Here is a 17,979-nt window from a genome sequence, read left to right on the forward strand (position 1 = left end):
GTGAGGATCGCTGCCCGAGAAGCTTCAGCCGTCGCGATCGGGGCCGCCCTGGTGGCGGCGGCGTTCGTGCTGCCCCACATGAACCTGGGCGTCAAGCCACGGCTCGACATCGGACCCGAGCGGCTGGCCACCCACGCCGGGTCCGCGCCCATCTTCGGCGCCTGGGAGGTACACGCCAGCTGGGGCACCGGCCCCGCCATCCTCATCGCGGTCGCCGCCGTGCTGTGGGGACCGGCGCTGGCACAACGGGTTTCGTGGCGCGTTCTGACGCTGGGCACCTGGGCCACCGCCTGCGCGTGGGCCTTCGCGCTGGCGATGATCGACGGCTGGCAGCGCGGCTTCGCCGGCCGGCTGACCACCCGCGACGAGTACCTGTCGGCGGTGCCGGGCGTCACCGACATCCCCGCCGCGCTGCGCACTTTCGCCGGCCGCATCCTGGACTTCCAGCCCAACTCCTGGACCACCCACGTCTCCGGGCATCCGCCCGGCGCCCTGCTGACGTTCGTCTGGCTGGACCGGATCGGCCTGCACGGCGGCGCCTGGGCCGGATTGCTGTGTCTGCTGGTCGGCACCAGCGCGGCGGCGGCCGTGCTGGTCGGGGTTCGCGCGCTGTCCGACGAGCAGACCGCGCGCCGCGTCGCGCCGTTCGTGGCGGTGGCGCCGACGGCCATCTGGGTCGCGGTCTCCGCCGACGGATACTTCGCCGGTGTCACCGCGTGGGGCATCGCGCTGCTGGCGGTGGCGGTGCACCGCCCGGTCCGGTCCCCCGCACTGGTGGCCGCCGGCGCGGGGCTGCTGCTGGGCTGGGGCGTGTTCTTGAGCTACGGCCTGATCCTGATGGGACTTCCGGCGCTGGCCGTCCTGGTTTCGGCCGGCAACGGCCGGGCGGCCCTGCGGGCGCTCGTCCCGGCCGCGCTCACCGCGCTGGCGGTGGCGGCGGCCTTCGCGGTCGCCGGGTTCTCCTGGTTCGACGGCTATAACCTTGTGCAGCAACGCTATTGGCAGGGTATCGCGAAGGACCGGCCGTTTGCTTACTGGTGGTGGGCGAACCTGGCGTGCGTGGTCTGTGCAATCGGATTGGGCAGCGTCGCCGGAATCAGCGCGATGTTCGACATGCCGGCGCTTCGGCGGCGCTCCGGCTTTCACCTGGTGCTGTGGGCCATGCTGGCCGCGATCGTGGCCGCGGACCTGAGCATGCTCAGCAAGGCGGAGGTAGAGCGCATCTGGCTGCCGTTCACCATCTGGCTGACCGCGGCGCCCGCCCTGCTGCCGGTCCGGTCACACCGGATGTGGTTGGCACTCAACGCCGCCGGGGCACTGCTGATCAACACCATCATGGTCACCCACTGGTAGGGGCGAGAGCCACGAAGGCTGCGCTACAGGCCGGCCGCCCGGGTGGCCCGGGCGAACCGGCTGTCTGAGCTACAGGCGTCCCGCACGGCGGCGACGTCGCCGACGACGTCGAAGTCGGCCAGCCGTGGCGCCGGCGCCACCTCGACGCCGTTGTCGCGCAACGCTTTCAGTGTCAGTTCACCGGTATCGGGTTGCGACATCGGGACGGTTCGCAGGCAGTCGGCCATCGCGGGCGCGCGGACGCCCAGCACCCACCAGCCACCGTCGTCGGCCAGACCGAGCACCGCCGGTGCCCCGGTGAGCCGGCGCGCGCAGCCGGCCAGCAGGTCAGCGGTCACCTGCGGGGTGTCCATCCCGATCTGCAGCACGGGATGGCCGTTCGCGGAGTCGGCGTGCGCGTTGGCGAGCCGGTCGGCGAAGCCGTCGCCGCGCTGGGAGATCACCGCGAAGGACTCCAGCCGCCCGCGGATCTCGTCGGCGCGCGCGGCGGCGCCTAGGTCGCCGGTCAACGCCACCACCCGCGCCGCGACGGGCGCGTCCGCCACCGCGTCCAGCGTGTCCAGCAGCGCGGCGGCGGCGATGTCGGCCGCAACCCGCTCCCCCACCGTCGCGGCCAGCCGGGTCTTGGCCAGGCCGGGCTCCGGCGCCTTGGCGACCACCAGCAGCGTCACCGGCACGACAGTCATGAAATGACCTTCCAGAAGTCCAGAATCGCGGTGACGCTGCCGCGCAGCGAGCCGCTCACCTTCGACTTGCCGCCCGTGCGGGGACCGTAGCTGACGTCCAGTTCCACGACGTGCCAGCCGGCCGCCGCGGCCCGCACCAGCAGCTCGAGGGGATAGCCGGACCGCCGGTCGGCGACACCGAGATTCAGCAGCGCCTCGCGGCGGGCCACCCGCATCGGCGCGATGTCGTGCACCGGCAGGCCGTGGCGGGTGCGCAACCGCCAGCTCATCACCACGGTGCCCACCCGGGCGACCCACGGCCAGCGCAGCCCGCGCACCGGGCGGCGCCGCCCGATCACCAGGTCGGCGCCCCGCTCGAGCTCGGCGACCAGGCGCGGCAGGTCACCGGCGTCCATCGACCCGTCGGCGTCGATGACCGCCACGATCGGGGTCGTCGCGGCGACCACGCCCGCATGCACCGCCGAACCGTAGCCCGCCCGCGGTTCGGCCACGACCCGGGCGCCGTGCCGGCGGGCGACACCGGCCGTGTCGTCGGTGCTGTTGTTGTCGACCACCAGCGCCTGGTAGCCGGCCGGGACCGCCGCCAGCACCGCCGGGAGCGACTCCTCCTCGTTGAGACAGGGCAACACCACGGTGACCACGTCGTCGGCGTCGGGCATGCCTTGACCTTAGGGACGCCCCCGCTCAGAAGCCGTGATGGCCCCCACCACCGCCGCCGGTGCCGCCGCCACCGCCCGTGGCGCCGTGCGGCTGTTGGGGCACCGCCGGCTGTTGCGGGACCACCGGCTGCTGCGGAACCACCGGCTGCTGGGCGTGCGTCGACGGCACGCTCGGCTGCGTCTGGGTCGGCAGCGTCTGCGTCGGCTGCGTCTGCGTCGGCTCGGTCGTGGGCGCCGGGTGCGTGGTCGAAGGCGGCGAATACGTGGTGGTCGGCGGCGAATACGTCGTGGTGGGCGGCGAATAGCTCGTCGTCGGCGGTTCCGTGGTGGTCGGCGGCGAATACGACGTGGTGGGCGGCGAATAGCTCGTCGTCGGCGGCTCGCTGGTGGTCGGCGGCGAATACGACGTGGTCGGCGGCGAGGAGGTGGTCGGGGGGGTGTAAGGCGGCTGGGGCGGGTTGTAGGGCGGCCGCGGCGGATAGCCGGGATGCCAGCCGGGGTAAGGGACGATGATCGGGATCGGCAGCGGCATACCCGGATTCGGGTTCGGCACGAAGCCGGGAGTGCCGGGTGTCTCGGGTCCGACCGGGACCGGCGCGACGGGCCCTGGCACGTTCTGCGCGGGCGGCGTCACCTGCTGGGGAACCGAAGGCGCGGGGACGGTCCCGCCCTGGAAGCCCGCGTTGGGCGCGTTGGGGGGCGGCGGCGGCACCGGGGCCTGCTGCTGGGTGGGCAGCAGCGGCATGAACTTTCCCGGTGCGGCGTTCTGGCGTCCCACCACCGGCGCCTGGCTCGCGGTCGGACGAACGGCGATTGCCACCGCGGCGGCCAGCGAGGCCAGCCCGATCACCGCGAAGGCGATGACGGCGTTGCCGATCAGCAGCGACCGCCGGCTGAGCCGAGCCGGGCCGGCCTCCTCGACGTCGTCGTACTCCGGGCCGTACTCGTCGATCTCGCCGGGATACTGCCCGGCGTCGTCGGCCATCGAATAGGCGAGCTGCTGGTCAGGCGCGTTCGGGTCGCCCACCTGGGCGGGCGGCACGATCATCGTCTCGTCGCCGGCGAGCCCGGCCGCGGGGGCCAGCGCCGTCGCATCCCCGGCGAGGCCGGCCGCCGGCGCCAGCGCGGTGGCGTCCCCCGCGAGGCCCATCGCCGGCGCCATCGCCGTGGCGTCCCCGAGCAGTCCGGCGGCCGCCGGCCCTGCCGCCAAAGCCGCGCCGCGGGCCAGTGCGAAGGTGGGGTCGTCGGCGACCTGGACCCGCATGGTCGAGTCGTCGCGCAGCTGGTCGGCGATGCGGGTGAGGTCGGGTGACGCCCCCACCAGGAACAGCTCGCGCGGGGCGCCGGCCTCGGCACCGAGCCGGGCCATCATCGTGTCGAACATGGCGGTCGGGTCGCCGCCCGCGAGCGGCGCGGAGGCCAGCACGGTCGGGGGCGCGTCGCCGCCCGGACCCGCGGCCGGCACCGACAGCGTCGCCGTCTCGTCGTCCATCACCAGGGCGGCGCCCGGCTGCCCGGCGGCGCGCATCAGCGCCGCCACCGCCTGCGACTCCGACAGCACCGCGACGTTGTGGACGCCGGAATCCTCCAGCATCCGCCGCAGCTGGTCGGCCTTGGGGTCGTCGGACCAGCACACCCGGGTGCCGACCAGGCGGTGCTGCTCGTCGGCCAGCAACCGGTTCGTCCCCACCACGGTCTCGGTCAGTTTCCCCACCGGGTTGCCCTCGAGCTCGACGACGGACTGGTCGATCACGTCCGCGCCCCGCGCGCCCGACCCGATAAGCGCCAAGCGGGCGACGGGTCCTGTGACGGCGACCCCCAAAACGACGTCCATCCCGGTTCTCCTTCGGCCGGCCACCCCGCAACCAGCAATGTCCCGGCATCATTACACTGGCGATACCGTTGGCAGTATCAGTCATTCGGGCGAAGGTTCGCCTATTGCGCAGCCTAACCAGCTTGCCGAACGACGGGCCGGTCGCCCGGGGAGTCGCCTCCGCGGACGTGCCGGCGTCGGTCACCGCCACGGCCTCCGAACGGAGAATATGTTCGCAACCGAGCAGTGCGGCCGGCCCGGCAGGGCATTGCCCCACCGCACAACCCAACCTGCGCCAAGAGTAGCCGCGTTCGATTCCCGGGAGGCATTGTGAGCCAGAGCAGCGACGACACGCCTACCGGCCCCATCGGCGGCCGCACGCAGCAAACACCCACTCCGCGCATCGTCCGCCCGCCGGCCGCCGCCGCGGGCGGGGCGCCGGCGAAAGATCCGCTGCGGCGGTGGAACCTCGCGGCAGACCTGACCGCCGTCGCGCTGCTCGTCGCCGCGCTGTTCCTGCCCTGGAACCTCTACTTCGGCGTGGGCATCCCGGGCAGCAACACGGCTCTGTTCGCGGCCCTGCTCGCGGTGACGCTGCTGTCGGTGGTCTCGGTGGCCGTGGGCGGCTCCTGGCGGTCGTCGGGCGCCCGCGTCAACCCCGCGCGCGCCGGGCGGCTCCGGCTGGCCCTCAACGTGCCCTACCTGCTGCTGGTGCTCGCCTTCGTCGGGTTCGACGTCTTCGAAACCGTCCGCTTCGGCGGCACCGTCAACCTGCCGGGCGGCGCCGGCCCCGGCGCGTGGCTGGGGATCGCCGGCGCGTTGCTGAGCGCGCAGGTGGCCGTCGCCGAGGCCCGCACCGGACCCGCCGACGACAGGCCCGGCGGCTGGCTGCAGTCCGCCCGGATCGTCGGCTACCTGTCGATGACCGCGGCGGTGCTGAGCTTCGGTTTCAACCTCTACTGGCGGGTGCGCTACGCGCTGCAGACCTCTGGCGCGGCAACCGACTTCGGCAAGCAGAACGTCGCGGTCGTGGTGACCGCCGTCGTCTACGGAACGGCGGCCCTGCTGGCCGTGCTGGTCGCGTCGCGCTGGCTGCTGCCCGGCACCAAGGCGGCCCGGCTGGCGACCGTGGCGCTCGGCGCCTCGACACTGGTGGCCGGCGTCGTCGTCTGGGCCCTGCCGGTGGGCCGCGACATCGACGCCTTCCACGGCATCGCACAGAACACGTCGACCGCCGGTGTCGGCTTCGAGGGATACCTGGCGTGGGCCGCCGCCGCCGCGATGTTCGCCCCGCGGACGTTGTTCGGGCCGCGCGACTCGTCGCCGACCGAAGAGGACGCGTGGCGGACCGCGGCCAGGCACGGTTTGTTGCTCATCGCCGTCTGGTGCATCGGATCGGTCGCGATGCGCCTGACCGACCTCGGCGTGGCCGTCACCCTGGACTACCCCTTCTCCCGCTACGACAGCATCGTGCTGGCGACATTCGACCTGGCCACCGCGATGCTGGCGATCTGGCTGCGGGCCAACCTGGCCGGCGCCGACGTGTCGGCGAGGCTGGTCTCGTCGCTGTGCGGGCTGGTCGCGACGCTCTGCGTCGCCCGCGTCGTCGTCGGCGTGGCGCTGGCCCCGCGGTTCGCCGACTCGCCCACCTCCCCCGAACAGCACCCGGTCTACGGCAACAACCTCGCCCAGCAGATCACCAGCACCTTCGACGTGGCGCTGTGCGGGCTGGCGATCTGCATCCTGGCCGCCGCAATCGCCACGGGTCACCTCAGCGGTCGCCGGGTGCGGCTGCAGCGGCGCCGCGCCGCCCAGAAGCGCCCGGTTCCCGCGACTCCCGCGCCGGGCGCGCCGGCGCCCCGCGGCCGCGTACCGGTGGGTCGTCCCGCCCCGCCGTCGGCCGCCGCCACCACGCGCATCCCGACCGGCGGCATGGACACCCCCACAACCCAGATCCCGGCGGCAGGACCCCGGATCTTCCGGGGTGACGACTCCGCCACCCGGGGAATACCGGTGCCCAAACCCAAGATCTACCGGCCGCCGCAGGGCTAGCGGTCAGCGCAGCGGCGCGAACGCGAACTCGCGCAGGCCCACGACCGGGTCGACCGCCGCGCAAAAGCCCAGGACCTCGGCGGCCCGCGCGGGATCGGCCACGATGTGGCGCACGTCGCCGCTGCGGTACTGACCGGTGACCACCGGGGCCACCGAATCCGAGCGCGCGTCACACAGGGCGGTGGCCACCTGCAGGATCGAGATCGGCCGCCCGGAGCAGACGTTGAGCGCGGTGAACCCGGGGCCGCCTTCGGTCGCGATCGCCGCCGCCACATTCGCGGCGGCCACGTCGTCGACGTGGACGAAGTCGCGCATCTGGCCGCCGTCCTCGAAAACCCTTGGTGACTCGCCCTTTTCCAGCGACGATCGGAAGATCGCGGCCACCCCGGAGTACGGGGTGTCGCGCGGCATGCCGGGGCCGTAGACGTTGTGGTAGCGCAGCGCCACCACCGAACCGCCCACCGAACCCAGCGCCTCCGACCACGCCAGCGCGTAATGCTCCTGCGCGGTCTTGCTGGCGGCGTACAGGCTGCGCGGGCGCAGCGGCGCCTCCTCGTCGACCAGCCGCCACGCCAGTTCCTCATCCCCGATCGGGCAGCGGTGTTCGAAGACCCCGGCGTCGAGGTCGGCGCGCCGCCGGGGCAGCGGATCGACCGCGCCGTGTTGCGCGCAGTGGTAGTGGCCCTGCCCGTACACCACCATCGACGACGCCAGCACCAGGCGGCGCACCCCGGCCGCGAACATCTGCGCCAGCAGCACCGTGGTGGCGAAGTCGTTGTGACCCCCGTAGGCCGGCGCGTCGGCGGCGTCCACCCCCGCCCCGACCATCGCCGCCTGGTGGCACACCACGTCCACGCCGTCCAGCAGCGGGGCCAGCGCCGCGGCGTCGCGGACGTCGACGCGGTGGCAGCCCGGCGGGGGCACCGCGTCCGGGCCGTGCGCGGCGGGCAGGAGCACGTCGAGCGCCACGACGTCGTGACCCGCGGCGCGCAGCGCCTTGTCGATGCGCGAGCCGATGAAGCCGGCCGCCCCGGTCAGCAGCACCCTCACGGCAGCTGCACCGGCAGCGTGACGCCGGCATGCGGCAGGCAGTGGGTGCAGGTGCGTTCGTCGGCCACCCGCCCGATCGCCTCGCGCACCAGCTTCTTGAACAGTTCGATGTTCTTCTCGAACTCGGCGAAAACCTCGACGGTGGTCACCCCCTCGCCCGCCTGCACACCCGCATCCAGATCCGTAATCAAAGCGATTGCCGCATAACACATTTCAAGTTCCCTGGCCAGCACGGCCTCCGGGTATCCGGTCATGTTGACCAGGCTGAATCCGGCGGAGGCGAACCAGCGGCTCTCCGCCCGGGTGGAAAACCGCGGCCCCTGGATCACCACCATGGTGCCGCCGTCGACCACTCCGGGCAGGCCGGTGACCGCCTCGCGCAGGGCCGGGCAGTACGGGTCGGCGAAGTCGACGTGGATACCGCCGGAGTCGAAATACGTGTCGGCGCGGCCGCTGGTCCGGTCGACCAGCTGGTCGGGGACCACCACGGTGCCCGGGCCGTTGGCGGGGTCGAGGCTGCCCACCGCGCACGGTCCGAACACCCGTCGCACCCCGAGCTTGCGCAGGGCCCACATGTTGGCCCGGTAGGGCACCGTGTGCGCGCTGAACTCGTGGGCCGCGCCGTGCCGGGGCAGGAACGCGACCTCGTGCCCGCCGACGGCGCCCACCGCGACGGGCGCGCTGGGCGCGCCGTACGGGGTCTGGACCTCGATGGTGCGGACAGCGGATTCGAAGAACGCGTAGAACCCGCTGCCGCCGATGACTCCGAGCATTCGCCCATTGTCGTGGATCTGTCGTGGATCGCGGGTGCGGGGCCGTCCCCGTTCCCTGGCACGATGGATCGGTGGCCGGTCTCGGGCAGTGGATCGAGGGTGCGCGACCGCGGACCCTACCCAACGCGGTGGCGCCGGTGGTCGCGGGCACCGGAGGTGCGGCGTGGTTGCACGCCGCGGTGTGGTGGAAGGCGTTGCTGGCGCTGGCCGTCGCGGTCGCGCTGACGGTCGGCGTGAACTACGCCAACGACTACTCCGACGGCATCCGCGGCACCGACGACGACCGGGCCGGACCCGTGCGGCTGGTGGGCTCGCGGCTGGCGACGCCGCGGTCGGTGTTGGCCGCGGCGCTGACGAGCCTGGCCGCCGGCGCGGTCGCCGGGGCGGCGCTCGCGCTGGTGAGCGCGCCGTGGCTGATCGTGGTGGGCGCGGCCTGTATCGCCGGGGCGTGGCTGTACACCGGCGGGTCGAAACCCTACGGCTACGCCGGCTTCGGCGAGCTCGCCGTGTTCGTCTTCTTCGGCCTGGTCGCCGTGCTGGGCACCCAGTACACCCAGGCGTTGCGGGTCGACTGGGTGGGTTTGGTGCTGGCGGTGTCGATCGGGGCGCTGTCGTCGTCGGTGCTGGTGGCCAACAACCTGCGTGACATCCCCACCGACGCGCAGTCGGAGAAGATCACCCTCGCGGTGCGCCTGGGCGATGCCCGCACCCGCATCCTGTACCAGGTGCTGCTGCTGACCGCCGCGGCCGGCACCGTCCTTCTCATGACCGCGACGCCCTGGTGCGCCGCGGGGTTGGTGGCGGTTCCACTGGCCGTGCGCGCGGCGCGGCCGGTGCGGTCCGGCCGCGGCGGGCGCGAACTGATCCCGGTGCTGCGCGACACCGGCCTGGCGATGGTGGTGTGGGCGAGCGCGATGGCGGTCGCGCTGGCGTTCGGGCGCTAGTCGCCGGTCTGTTCGTCGGCCCCGGCCGGCTCGGTGCGGCCATGCAGCCGCGCCTGCAGCTGCCGCCGTTCGGCGCGCCGGCGTTCGCCGGCGACCGCCAGCGACGCGGTCGCCCGCCGGCGCAGCGGGCCGAACAGCCAGATGCCCAGGGGCATCGCGATGATCAACGCGAACAGCACCGCCACGATGAGGGGGAACTGGCTGACGCCCAGCAGGCGCGCGACGCCGTAGATCGCGGCGGCGAGCGCCGCCGCCAGCAGCAGCCTGGCCGCCGCGTACAGCGCAACGTCGACGGCGACCCGGTTGCGGCCGCCGTCGCCGTGTTGGGTTCGGGCGCCTTGTTCTGTGCGGGCGCCGTCTTCAGTGTGGTTGTCGCCCGGTCCTTCTGGAAGCACTTCTGACACAGGTCGAGCCTACGGCGCGGGTATATTCGCCCGGAGGAGGTGTTTGGTGCTCTACCTGCTGCTCATCCTCGTTCTGGGGACGCTGATCTACGTTGGCTGGCGCGCGGCGCGGTCACAGGTTCACCGGCCGAAAACCCGCGTGATCGGACCCGACGACGATCCGGATTTCTTGCGGCGGCTGGGTCACGGCGGGCAGTAGGCCGGCTTACACCACTCCCGGGTTGCGCTGATCGGCGGCGAAGCCCTCGGCCACGATGGCCGCCAGTTCGGTGAGCGCGTCGCGGGTCGGCCGGCGCAGCCGGTCCAGCTCGATCTCGGCGCCCTCTTCCAGATGCGGGTCGAACGGCACCAGCTGGACCGCGCGACAGCGCCGGGAGAAGTGATCGACCACCTTGTTCATGTCGACCTTGCCCGGGCGCGGCCGGACGGCGTTGATCACCGCGACCGAGTTGCGGACCAGCTCCTGGTGGCCGTGCGCGTCCAGCCAGTCCAGCGTCGCCGAGGCGCTGCGCGCGCCGTCGATGGAGCCCGAGGCGACCACGATCAGGGCGTCGGATTTCTCCAGCACCGACGACATGACCGAGTGCAACAGGCCGGGCCCGCAGTCGGTGAGCACCAGGCCGTAGAACCGCTCCAGGATGTTCAGGGTGCGCACGTAGTCGTCGGCGCTGAAGGCCTCGGAGACGGCCGGGTCGGTCTCCGACGCGAGCACCTCCAGCCCGCTGGGGCCCTTCGAGGTGTAGCGGCGGACGTCGCTGTACCGCTCGATCGTCCCGGCGTCGTGCAGCAGCTGACGCACCGTCGCCGCGGTCTCCAGCGGGATCTTCTGGCTCAGGGTGCCGCGGTCGGGGTTGGCGTCGACGGCCACGACGCGGTCACCGCGGATGGAGGCGAAGGTGGCACCCAGCGTCGCGGTGATAGTGGTCTTGCCCACACCGCCCTTCAGCGACAACATCGCGACGCGGTAGCAGCCCCGCAGCGGCCGGTTCACCTGCGCCACCAGGTTGTTGTATCGCGCGGCCCGCGGGCTCTCGCCGAGGTTGATCAACTGACCGGAGAGCACGTAGAGCAGCCGGCGCCAGCCCTCCGATGGGGGCGGCTTGACCGGGCGCAGCAGCATGCCGGTGGACAGCTCCGGGTACGGCGTGTGCGGGACGGCCTCGGGACGAAAGGCGGGTCGGGGGCGGGGGCCGTCGGGCTGGCCTCCCGCGGGGGCGTCGTAGTACGCCCCGTAGGCGGTCGGGTCGACCCGCGCGATGCCGGTCGGCGGGGTGGACTCCCAGTTCTGCCGGACCGCGGATCGGGGCGCGGTCGGGGGCGCGGTCGGGGGAGGCGCCTCGCGCCGCTCCGGCGCGGGCACCCGGCGCTCGGTGCGGAATCCGGCGAAGGCGCGGGTGGGGGCGTCGCCCCCCGCTTCGGCCGGCGGTTCGCCGGCGCTGCGCGGGGGCACCTGCGAGGTCGGTTGGTCGGGCGTCCCGACGCCCGTCGTCGGATGCTCGGACACGTGCACTCCCCCTTGAGCTAGCTGGGCCGGTTGCTGGCTGTCACCCCACGCCCGCATACGAATGCAGGCCTACGGTCACCAGGTTAACGAAGAACAAATTGAAGACCATGGCCACGAACCCGGCGACGTTGATCCAGGCCGCCTTCCTGTCGCGCCAGCCGGCGGTGGACCGGGCGTGCAGATAGGCCGCGTAGATCACCCACGCGACGAAGGAGACCGTCTCCTTGGGGTCCCAACCCCAGTACCTGCCCCAAGCCTCCTCCGCCCAGATCGCCCCGAAGATGACGCCGAAGCCGAAGACCGGGAACGCGAAGATCGTCGTCCGGTAGGCGATGCGGTCCAGGGTCTGCGCGTCGGGGAACCGCTGGATGACCCGGGCCAGGGCGCCCTCGGTCTCGGGCGAGCCGAGCCGCGACGTGCGCAGCAGGAACAGGATGCTGGCGATGCCGGCGACCATGAAGATCCCCGAGCCCAGGCTGACCACCGACACGTGGATGGGCAGCCAGTAGGACTGCAGCGCGGGCATCACCGGCGCCGCGTTGGTGTAGAGCCAGCGACCGGACACGGTGAGCAGGATCAGGACCGGCACCAGCAGGAACACCCACAGCGGCCGGTACTGCGGGCGGCGCAGCACGACCGCGCCGGCGATCAGCCCGCACAGGCACGTCAGGTTGATGAACTCGTACATGTTGCCCCACGGCACCCGCACGGTGGCCAGGCCGCGCAACACGATGCACGCCAGCAGCAACCCGATCCCGAGGTAGACCACCGCCAGCCCGGCCCGCCCGACGCGTTCGTCGAAGGGCCGCTGCGGGGTTTCCTCCACGATCCCGGGGGTGAAGCTGTCGGCGGCGACGGCACCGGCGAGCACCCGTTCGCGCTGATCCGCGCGGCGGGCCCCGACGTAGGCGAGCTCGAACGCCAGCAGCAGCAGCGCGACGACCAGGGCCACCACCGCCGAGGTGAACGCCCAGTCCGAGTAGCGCGCCAGGACGATGTCGACGTGCAGGGTATTCATGTGACGTCCACCTGAGAACTCCTTTTGGACGCTGCGGGGGCCTGTTCGTCGCCGCCGCGACCGGATTCACCGAGCCCCGCCAGCAGCCGCCCGGTCAACCGTTCGAACTCCTCGCCCCAACCGGAGTTGTCGGTGCGCGCCAGACCACCCAGTTCGACGTTCACCGTACCCGCAGGCTCGGCGGCGGGCGTCAGTCGCACCCAGACGCGACGACGGCGTACGAGCAGCGACACCAGCAGCCCGGTCATCATCGTGCCGGCGAACAGCAGCACCCACACCTGCCCCGGGTCGTGGGAGACCTGAAGGTTGACGAACGGCACGGCGCCGTCGAAGCGGACGACAGTGCCGGCGCCCGGGCCCTGGTCGATCCGCACCTCCTGGCCGGCGCGCAGGTTGACCCGCTTCTCCTTGGTCAGCCGGCCCTGCTGGATCAGCCGGGGGTCCAGGGTGAACAGCGACTGGGGCCGCCCGGTGTCCAGGCCGGTGTCGCCGCGGTAGATGTCGACGGCGACCGCGGGGGCGATCAGGGCGGGGAACCGCGACGACAACAGGGTGCCGTTGAGCTGCTCGGTCGGCGCGAGCAGGCCCTGGATGGCGATCTCGTGCCGGCGGCGGTCTGCCGGGTCGGGGTAGCTGCCGGCGGGCGGGTCGACGCGCACTACGCCCGACGAGAGCAGGGTCTGCGGGTTGTCGGGGCGCCACTGCACGGTCGAGGTGCGCGTCTGCCCGTTCGGGAAGGTGACCGTGAACGTGGGCGCGTAGCCGTGGCCCTGCAGGTAAACCCGGTCGCCGCCGACCCGCAGCGGGTGGTTGACCTCCAGCAGATAGTGCCGCCAGGTGTTGGCGGCCAGGTCGCGGCCCGACTGGTAGTCGATGTCGGCGGCAAACGAGGTGGCCTGCCCAGACGGCAGGTAGTGGGCCGAAAAGTCGTTGACGCGTACACAGATCGGGTGCAGCGAGGTGCCGTCGACGGTGTTGCCGGCCCGGAACGAGTCGAACGCGGCCGGCGAGGCCGAACAGAAGCCGGGGCCGCCGTCGGCGATGACGATCACGTTGCCCTCGTAGCCGAACAGCTTGCCGACGGCCACCGCCACCAGCAGGCCCAGCAGCGAGAAGTGGAAGACGATGTTGCCGAACTCGCGCAGATAGCCCTTCTCCGCGGAGATCTCGACGGCGGGTGCGGCGACGTCCTCCTCGTGCCGGATGGCGGTGCGCCAGCCCCGCAGCCGCCCCGTGATCTCGTTCGCCAAGGCGTTGAGCTGCCCTGGCCCGGCGGTGATCTGCGCCTCGGCGTGCTTGGGCAGGCGGGCCAGGTTTCGCGGCGCGGCCACCGGGGTGGCGCGCAGGCTGCGCGCGTGTTCGATCATCCGCGGGGTGAGGCAGCCGACGAGGGAGACGAACAGCAACACGTAGACGGCTGTGAACCAGAAGCTGGAGAACACGTCGAAGGCCTGCAGCCGGTCCAGCCAGGGGCCGATGGACGGGTGCGCTTTGAGGTAGTCGTCGACCTTGCCGGCGTTGAGGTTGCGCTGCGGCAGCAGCGCGCCGGGGATCGCGCCGAGCGCCAGCAGGAACAGCAGCACCAGCGCGGTGCCCATCGAGGTCAACGCGCGCCACGTGTTGCGGATCAACGCGATCGCTTTGCTCAAATCGGCAGCCTCACGTCTGTTACGAACGCGTCGCGCAGCCAGGAGACCGCGTCGTTCCACACCCCGGTGACCAGGAGAACGCCGACCGTGATCAGCAGGGCGCCGCCGAAGATCTGGATGGCCCGGGTGTGGCGGCGCAGCCAGCTCAGGCCCGCCACCGCGCCCGCCGAGCCGAAGGCCAGCAGCACGAACGGTATGCCCAGCCCCAGGCAGTAGGCGACCACCAGCGCGATCCCCCGGGCAACGCTCGCGCCGTCGGTCGCCGAGGCCACCGTGATGACGCCGGCCAGCGTCGGCCCCAGGCACGGCGTCCAGCCCAGGGCGAACACCGCGCCCAGTACCGGCGCGCCCGCGACCGTGGTGAACTGCCGCGGGCTGAACCGGGCCTGCCGCTGCAGTGCCGGGATGAGGCCCACGAAGACCAGGCCCATGACGATGGTCAGCACGCCCCCGACCCGCTGCAGCATCAGCTGGTTGGTGATCAGCGCCGTCGTCATGCCCAGCACGGCCACGGTGCCCAGCACGAACACCGTCGTGAACCCGGCGACGAACAACGCCGCCGACCCCGCGACCCGCCACCGCGCCGACGGCGGCGCCTCGAGCGCGCCGGGCGGGGGCTGCTCGTCGACCCCGACGACCGCCGCCAGGTACGACAGGTAGCCCGGCACCAGCGGCACAACGCACGGCGAGGCGAAGGACACCAGGCCCGCCAGCAGGCACGCGCCCAGCGCAACCAGCAGCGGCCCGGCGGCCGCGACCTGCGTGAACCCGCTCATTCGTGCGCCACCCGCTGCACCACCGGCTGCAGGTCCTCGGCCAGCAGTTCGCGCAGGAAGACCGCGGCCACGCGGTGCTGACGGTCCAGGACCAGCGTGGACGGGATGACGGTGGTGGGGTACTTGCCGCCGAACGCGATCAAGGTGCGCATCGCCGGGTCGTAGATCGACGGGAAGGTGACGTGGCGGTCGTCGACGAAATCAACCGCGGCCTGCCGATTGTTGTCGCGCACATCGATGCCCAGGAAGGAGACGCCGGCGTCACGGGTGGCGTCGTACACGCGCTGCAGCTGGGTTACCTCGGCGCGGCACGGCCCGCACCACTGCCCCCAGATGTTGATGACGACGACTCGGCCGTTGAAGATCGGGTCGTCCAGCGACAGGGTGTGCGCCGGGTCGGCAAGGTCCGGGCCGGACAGCGGTCCGGGGCGGCCGCGACTGGCGGGCGGGTTGTAGTAGATGTCGGTCTTGCCGCCGGGCGAGACGAATTCGAAGGTGCCGCCCTGGGCCACCGCGTCGTGGCCGGCGGAACAGCCGACCAGGCCGGGAAGGGCCGCCAGCACCATCCCGGCCATCACCAGTCGCCGCGACACGATCAAGGCGCCGCCGGCTCGCGGTACTCGACGTCGACCAGGCGGTCGTCCTCGTACACCAGAGTCGTGACGGAGCACAGCCCGCACTCGCGGCGGCGCGGGTCGTGCCAAAGCCGCTTGCCGGTCAGGTGCAGCCGCAGCGTCCACACCGGCAGTTGGTGGCTGACGCACACCACCTCCTGGCCGGCGGCGCGGGCGCGCGCCTTGTCCACCGCGCTGGTCATGCGGGCCGCGATCTCTTTGTAGGGCTCGCCCCACGAGGGGGTGAAGGGGTCGCGCAGCCGCCACCAGAAACGCGGGTCGCGCCACGCGCCGTCGCCCGGGCCGACGCGGCGGCCCTCGAAGAAGTTCGCCGACTCGATCAGGTCGGGATCGGTGTCGACGGGCAGACCATGCTTGGCGGCGATGGGCCCGGCCGTCTCCTGCGCCCGCTGCAACGGGGAGGCGATCACCGCGGCGATGTCGCGTCCGGCCAGGGCCTCGGCGACCACGTCCGCCTGAGACCTGCCCTTCTCGGAGAGGTGAAATCCGGGCAGCCGGCCGTAGAGGACACCGCCGGGGTTGTACACCTCGCCGTGGCGGATCACGTGGACGCGGGTCTGTTCGGCCATCACGCGCGGACCTCCTGGGCTGAGGCGGCGGCGCGCGCGGCCCCCGGCAGGCCCTCGGCGATCCGCTCGAACGCGGTATCGTCGAGCGCCGCCGAGACGAACCACGCCTCGAACGCGCTGCACGGCGGGTAGACGCCCGCCTCCAGCAGGGCGTGGAAGAACGCGGGGAAGCGCCAGGTCTGGCTCGCCCGCGCCGACGCAAAGTCGGTCACCGGGGAGTCGGTGAAGAACACGCTGAGCATGTTGCCGGCCCGCGGAATCTGATGTGGCACACCGGCATCCGTGAGCGCATCGGACAACAGCGCGGCCAGCCGGTCCGCGTTGGCGTCCAGGGTCGCATACACCGCGTCGTCGGCGTTGCGCAGCGTCGCCAGACCGGCGGCCATCGCCACCGGGTTACCCGACAGGGTGCCGGCCTGGTAGACGGGCCCCAGCGGCGCCAGCCGCTCCATCACCTCGGCGCGGCCGCCGAACGCCGCCGCCGGCAGCCCGCCGCTCATCACCTTGCCGAAGGTGAACAGGTCGGCGCTCACGGGATCGATTCCGTACCAACCGCTTCGGCTGACCCGGAAGCCCGTCATCACCTCGTCGACGATCAGCAGGGCACCGTGCCGCGCGGTGATCTCACGCAGCGCCGCGTTGTATCCGGCAGCAGGCGGTACGACCCCCATGTTGCCGGGGCTGGCCTCGGTGATCACCGCGGCGACCTGCTCGCCGAGCCGGTCGAACGTCTCGCGGACGGCCTCGATGTCGTTGTACGGCAGCACAATGGTGTCGGCGGCGGCGGCGCCGGTGACCCCCGGCGAGGATGGCAGGCCCAGCGTCGCCACCCCCGAACCGGCGTCGGCGAGCAGCGCATCGACGTGCCCGTGGTAGCAGCCGGAGAACTTGACGATCTTCGGCCGGCCGGTGAACCCACGGGCCAGCCGGACCGCGCTCATGGTGGCCTCGGTGCCGGAGTTGACCAGCCGTATCCGCTCGACGGGCGCGACCCGGCCGATGATCTCGCGGGCCAACTGGCTCTCCGCCGGCGTCGGCGCCCCGAACGACAGGCCGTTGGATGCCGCGGCGGCGACGGCGTCGACGACGGCCGGGTGCGCGTGGCCCAGGATCATCGGGCCCCAGGAGCACACGAGGTCGACGTAGCGGTTGCCGTCGGCGTCGGTGAGCTGGTAGCCGCGCGCCTCGGTGATGAAGCGCGGCGTCCCGCCGACCGCCGTGAACGCCCTGACCGGGGAGTTCACTCCGCCCGGGATGACCGTGCACGCGTCGTCGAACAGGCGGGCCGACTCCGTGGTGGCCACCGCGGCGGTCGCCTGGTCACTGCTTCCCATGAGAACCAGTGTCCCAGTCCCCGCGGCGTCTTCAACTACAGGGTGTAGCAGGAACGGCGGCGCCTCGGCTGCGCCGCGCAGGGCGACCCGCCGCGGCAGGGGCATCGACGGACGACAGGTGTCGCCCAGGTCGGCGCAGTGGGTTGAATCCGGCGGGTGCCTGCGAGTTGGATGGAGACATGGAACTTCCCCAGCGGCTCGCGCGGTTCAACCGTCACGTCACGAACCCCATTCAGCGGATGTGGGCCGGTTGGGCCCCCTCGTTCGGCATCGTTGAGCATGTCGGGCGTCGTTCGGGCAAGCAGTACCGGACACCCGTCAGCGTCTTCAACGCCGAGGTGGACGGCAAACCGGGGGTGGCGATTCTGCTGACCTACGGCCCGGACCGCGACTGGCTCAAGAACCTCGTCTCCGCCGGCGGCGGGAAGATGCGCCGTCACGGCAAGACGTTCGGCATCACCGATCCGAAGGTCGTCAGCCGGGACGAGGCGGCGCCGCACGTGTCGCCGAGGGCCCGCGCCGTGTTCGCCAGGCTGCCGTTCGAGCAGGCAGTGCTGCTGACCAAGACGGGATAGGCGTCCGGGCGTTGGGCGTCTTGGGCGTCTTGGGCGTCTTGGGCGACTTGGGCGTCTTGGGCGTCTTGGGCGACGACACGCCGACAAACCCCGCCCCAGACGCACACTGAAAACCCTGAACGCACACCCGAACACGCGAAACGGCCGGGCCGCCACGCCACCACCACCGCCGCGCCCCCTCACGC

At 72.4% G+C, this 17,979-nt stretch carries 18 protein-coding genes; 5 read left to right on the forward strand and 13 right to left on the reverse strand.

Annotated elements, in window-relative coordinates; all coding sequences use genetic code 11:
- On the forward strand, positions 1-1,353 hold the full coding sequence (locus G6N48_RS16035) for a hypothetical protein (RefSeq protein WP_085271831.1): 1,353 nt from the start codon (positions 1-3) through the stop codon (positions 1,351-1,353).
- 23 nt (positions 1,354-1,376) lie between these two features.
- On the opposite strand, the gene G6N48_RS16040 is transcribed toward G6N48_RS16035, so the two are convergent.
- Genes G6N48_RS16040 through G6N48_RS16050 form a run of 3 tightly spaced genes read right to left on the reverse strand, consistent with a single transcriptional unit; the run spans position 1,377 to position 4,532 of the window.
- On the reverse strand, positions 1,377-2,039 hold the full coding sequence (locus tag G6N48_RS16040) for a TIGR04282 family arsenosugar biosynthesis glycosyltransferase (protein ID WP_085271830.1): 663 nt from the start codon (positions 2,037-2,039) through the stop codon (positions 1,377-1,379).
- Entirely contained in the window at positions 2,036-2,698 is a 663-nt protein-coding gene (locus G6N48_RS16045; RefSeq protein ID WP_085271829.1) for a glycosyltransferase family 2 protein, read from the reverse strand. The genes G6N48_RS16040 and G6N48_RS16045 overlap by 4 nt, the downstream gene beginning before the upstream one ends.
- A 25-nt stretch (positions 2,699-2,723) precedes the next feature.
- Complete coding sequence (locus tag G6N48_RS16050) at positions 2,724-4,532, reverse strand: hypothetical protein (RefSeq protein WP_085271828.1); 1,809 nt, start codon at positions 4,530-4,532, stop codon at positions 2,724-2,726.
- A gap of 306 nt (positions 4,533-4,838) precedes the next feature.
- Between G6N48_RS16050 and G6N48_RS16055 the strand changes: the two genes are divergently transcribed.
- Positions 4,839-6,563, forward strand: a complete 1,725-nt coding sequence (locus tag G6N48_RS16055; RefSeq protein WP_085272063.1) for a DUF7937 domain-containing protein — start codon at positions 4,839-4,841, stop codon at positions 6,561-6,563.
- Between the two features lie 3 nt (positions 6,564-6,566).
- Here G6N48_RS16055 and G6N48_RS16060 read toward each other — a convergent pair whose 3' ends face one another.
- A complete protein-coding gene (locus tag G6N48_RS16060; RefSeq protein WP_085271827.1) occupies positions 6,567-7,613 on the reverse strand; it encodes an NAD-dependent epimerase/dehydratase family protein in 1,047 nt (348 codons plus the stop codon).
- Entirely contained in the window at positions 7,610-8,386 is a 777-nt protein-coding gene (locus G6N48_RS16065; protein WP_085271826.1) for an S-methyl-5'-thioadenosine phosphorylase, read from the reverse strand. Before G6N48_RS16065 ends, G6N48_RS16060 begins: the two co-directional genes overlap by 4 nt.
- A gap of 71 nt (positions 8,387-8,457) precedes the next feature.
- On the opposite strand from G6N48_RS16065, the gene G6N48_RS16070 reads away from it, so the two are divergent.
- Positions 8,458-9,330, forward strand: a complete 873-nt coding sequence (locus tag G6N48_RS16070) for a 1,4-dihydroxy-2-naphthoate polyprenyltransferase (RefSeq protein ID WP_085272062.1) — start codon at positions 8,458-8,460, stop codon at positions 9,328-9,330.
- Here G6N48_RS16070 and G6N48_RS16075 read toward each other — a convergent pair.
- The gene (locus G6N48_RS16075) at positions 9,327-9,611 is read right to left on the reverse strand and encodes a DUF4229 domain-containing protein (RefSeq protein WP_139826047.1); all 285 of its coding nucleotides are present in this window, start codon (positions 9,609-9,611) and stop codon (positions 9,327-9,329) included. The genes G6N48_RS16070 and G6N48_RS16075 overlap by 4 nt on opposite strands.
- Before the next feature lie 169 nt (positions 9,612-9,780).
- Between G6N48_RS16075 and G6N48_RS16080 the strand changes: the two genes are divergently transcribed.
- Complete coding sequence (locus G6N48_RS16080; RefSeq protein WP_139826021.1) at positions 9,781-9,933, forward strand: hypothetical protein; 153 nt, start codon at positions 9,781-9,783, stop codon at positions 9,931-9,933.
- 6 nt (positions 9,934-9,939) lie between these two features.
- Here the strand turns inward: G6N48_RS16080 and G6N48_RS16085 are convergent, their stop codons facing one another.
- The 7 genes from G6N48_RS16085 to hemL are packed head-to-tail and all read right to left on the reverse strand — an operon-like array spanning position 9,940 to position 17,219.
- Complete coding sequence (locus tag G6N48_RS16085; RefSeq protein ID WP_232066634.1) at positions 9,940-11,238, reverse strand: MinD/ParA family ATP-binding protein; 1,299 nt, start codon at positions 11,236-11,238, stop codon at positions 9,940-9,942.
- Between the two features lie 40 nt (positions 11,239-11,278).
- Positions 11,279-12,256, reverse strand: a complete 978-nt coding sequence (ccsB, locus tag G6N48_RS16090) for a c-type cytochrome biogenesis protein CcsB (RefSeq protein WP_085271823.1) — start codon at positions 12,254-12,256, stop codon at positions 11,279-11,281.
- Positions 12,253-13,854 carry a cytochrome c biogenesis protein ResB gene (locus tag G6N48_RS16095; protein WP_085272061.1) on the reverse strand — a complete coding sequence of 534 codons (1,602 nt, stop codon included), beginning with the start codon at positions 13,852-13,854 and terminating at the stop codon, positions 12,253-12,255. The genes ccsB and G6N48_RS16095 overlap by 4 nt, the downstream gene beginning before the upstream one ends.
- Positions 13,855-13,901: 47 nt before the next feature.
- Positions 13,902-14,681, reverse strand: coding sequence for a cytochrome c biogenesis CcdA family protein (locus G6N48_RS16100; RefSeq protein WP_085271822.1), 780 nt, complete (start codon positions 14,679-14,681; stop codon positions 13,902-13,904).
- Positions 14,678-15,256, reverse strand: a complete 579-nt coding sequence (locus G6N48_RS16105; protein ID WP_085272060.1) for a TlpA disulfide reductase family protein — start codon at positions 15,254-15,256, stop codon at positions 14,678-14,680. The genes G6N48_RS16100 and G6N48_RS16105 overlap by 4 nt, the downstream gene beginning before the upstream one ends.
- 20 nt (positions 15,257-15,276) lie before the next feature.
- Positions 15,277-15,885 carry a histidine phosphatase family protein gene (locus G6N48_RS16110; RefSeq protein WP_085271821.1) on the reverse strand — a complete coding sequence of 203 codons (609 nt, stop codon included), beginning with the start codon at positions 15,883-15,885 and terminating at the stop codon, positions 15,277-15,279.
- Positions 15,885-17,219 carry a glutamate-1-semialdehyde 2,1-aminomutase gene (hemL, locus tag G6N48_RS16115; protein WP_085271820.1) on the reverse strand — a complete coding sequence of 445 codons (1,335 nt, stop codon included), beginning with the start codon at positions 17,217-17,219 and terminating at the stop codon, positions 15,885-15,887. Before hemL ends, G6N48_RS16110 begins: the two co-directional genes overlap by 1 nt.
- Positions 17,220-17,398: 179 nt before the next feature.
- On the opposite strand from hemL, the gene G6N48_RS16120 reads away from it, so the two are divergent.
- Complete coding sequence (locus tag G6N48_RS16120; protein WP_085271819.1) at positions 17,399-17,794, forward strand: nitroreductase family deazaflavin-dependent oxidoreductase; 396 nt, start codon at positions 17,399-17,401, stop codon at positions 17,792-17,794.
- Positions 17,795-17,979: the final 185 nt, after the last annotated feature.

It is taken from the genome of Mycobacterium parmense (genome assembly GCF_010730575.1).
Taxonomy (GTDB): domain Bacteria; phylum Actinomycetota; class Actinomycetes; order Mycobacteriales; family Mycobacteriaceae; genus Mycobacterium; species Mycobacterium parmense.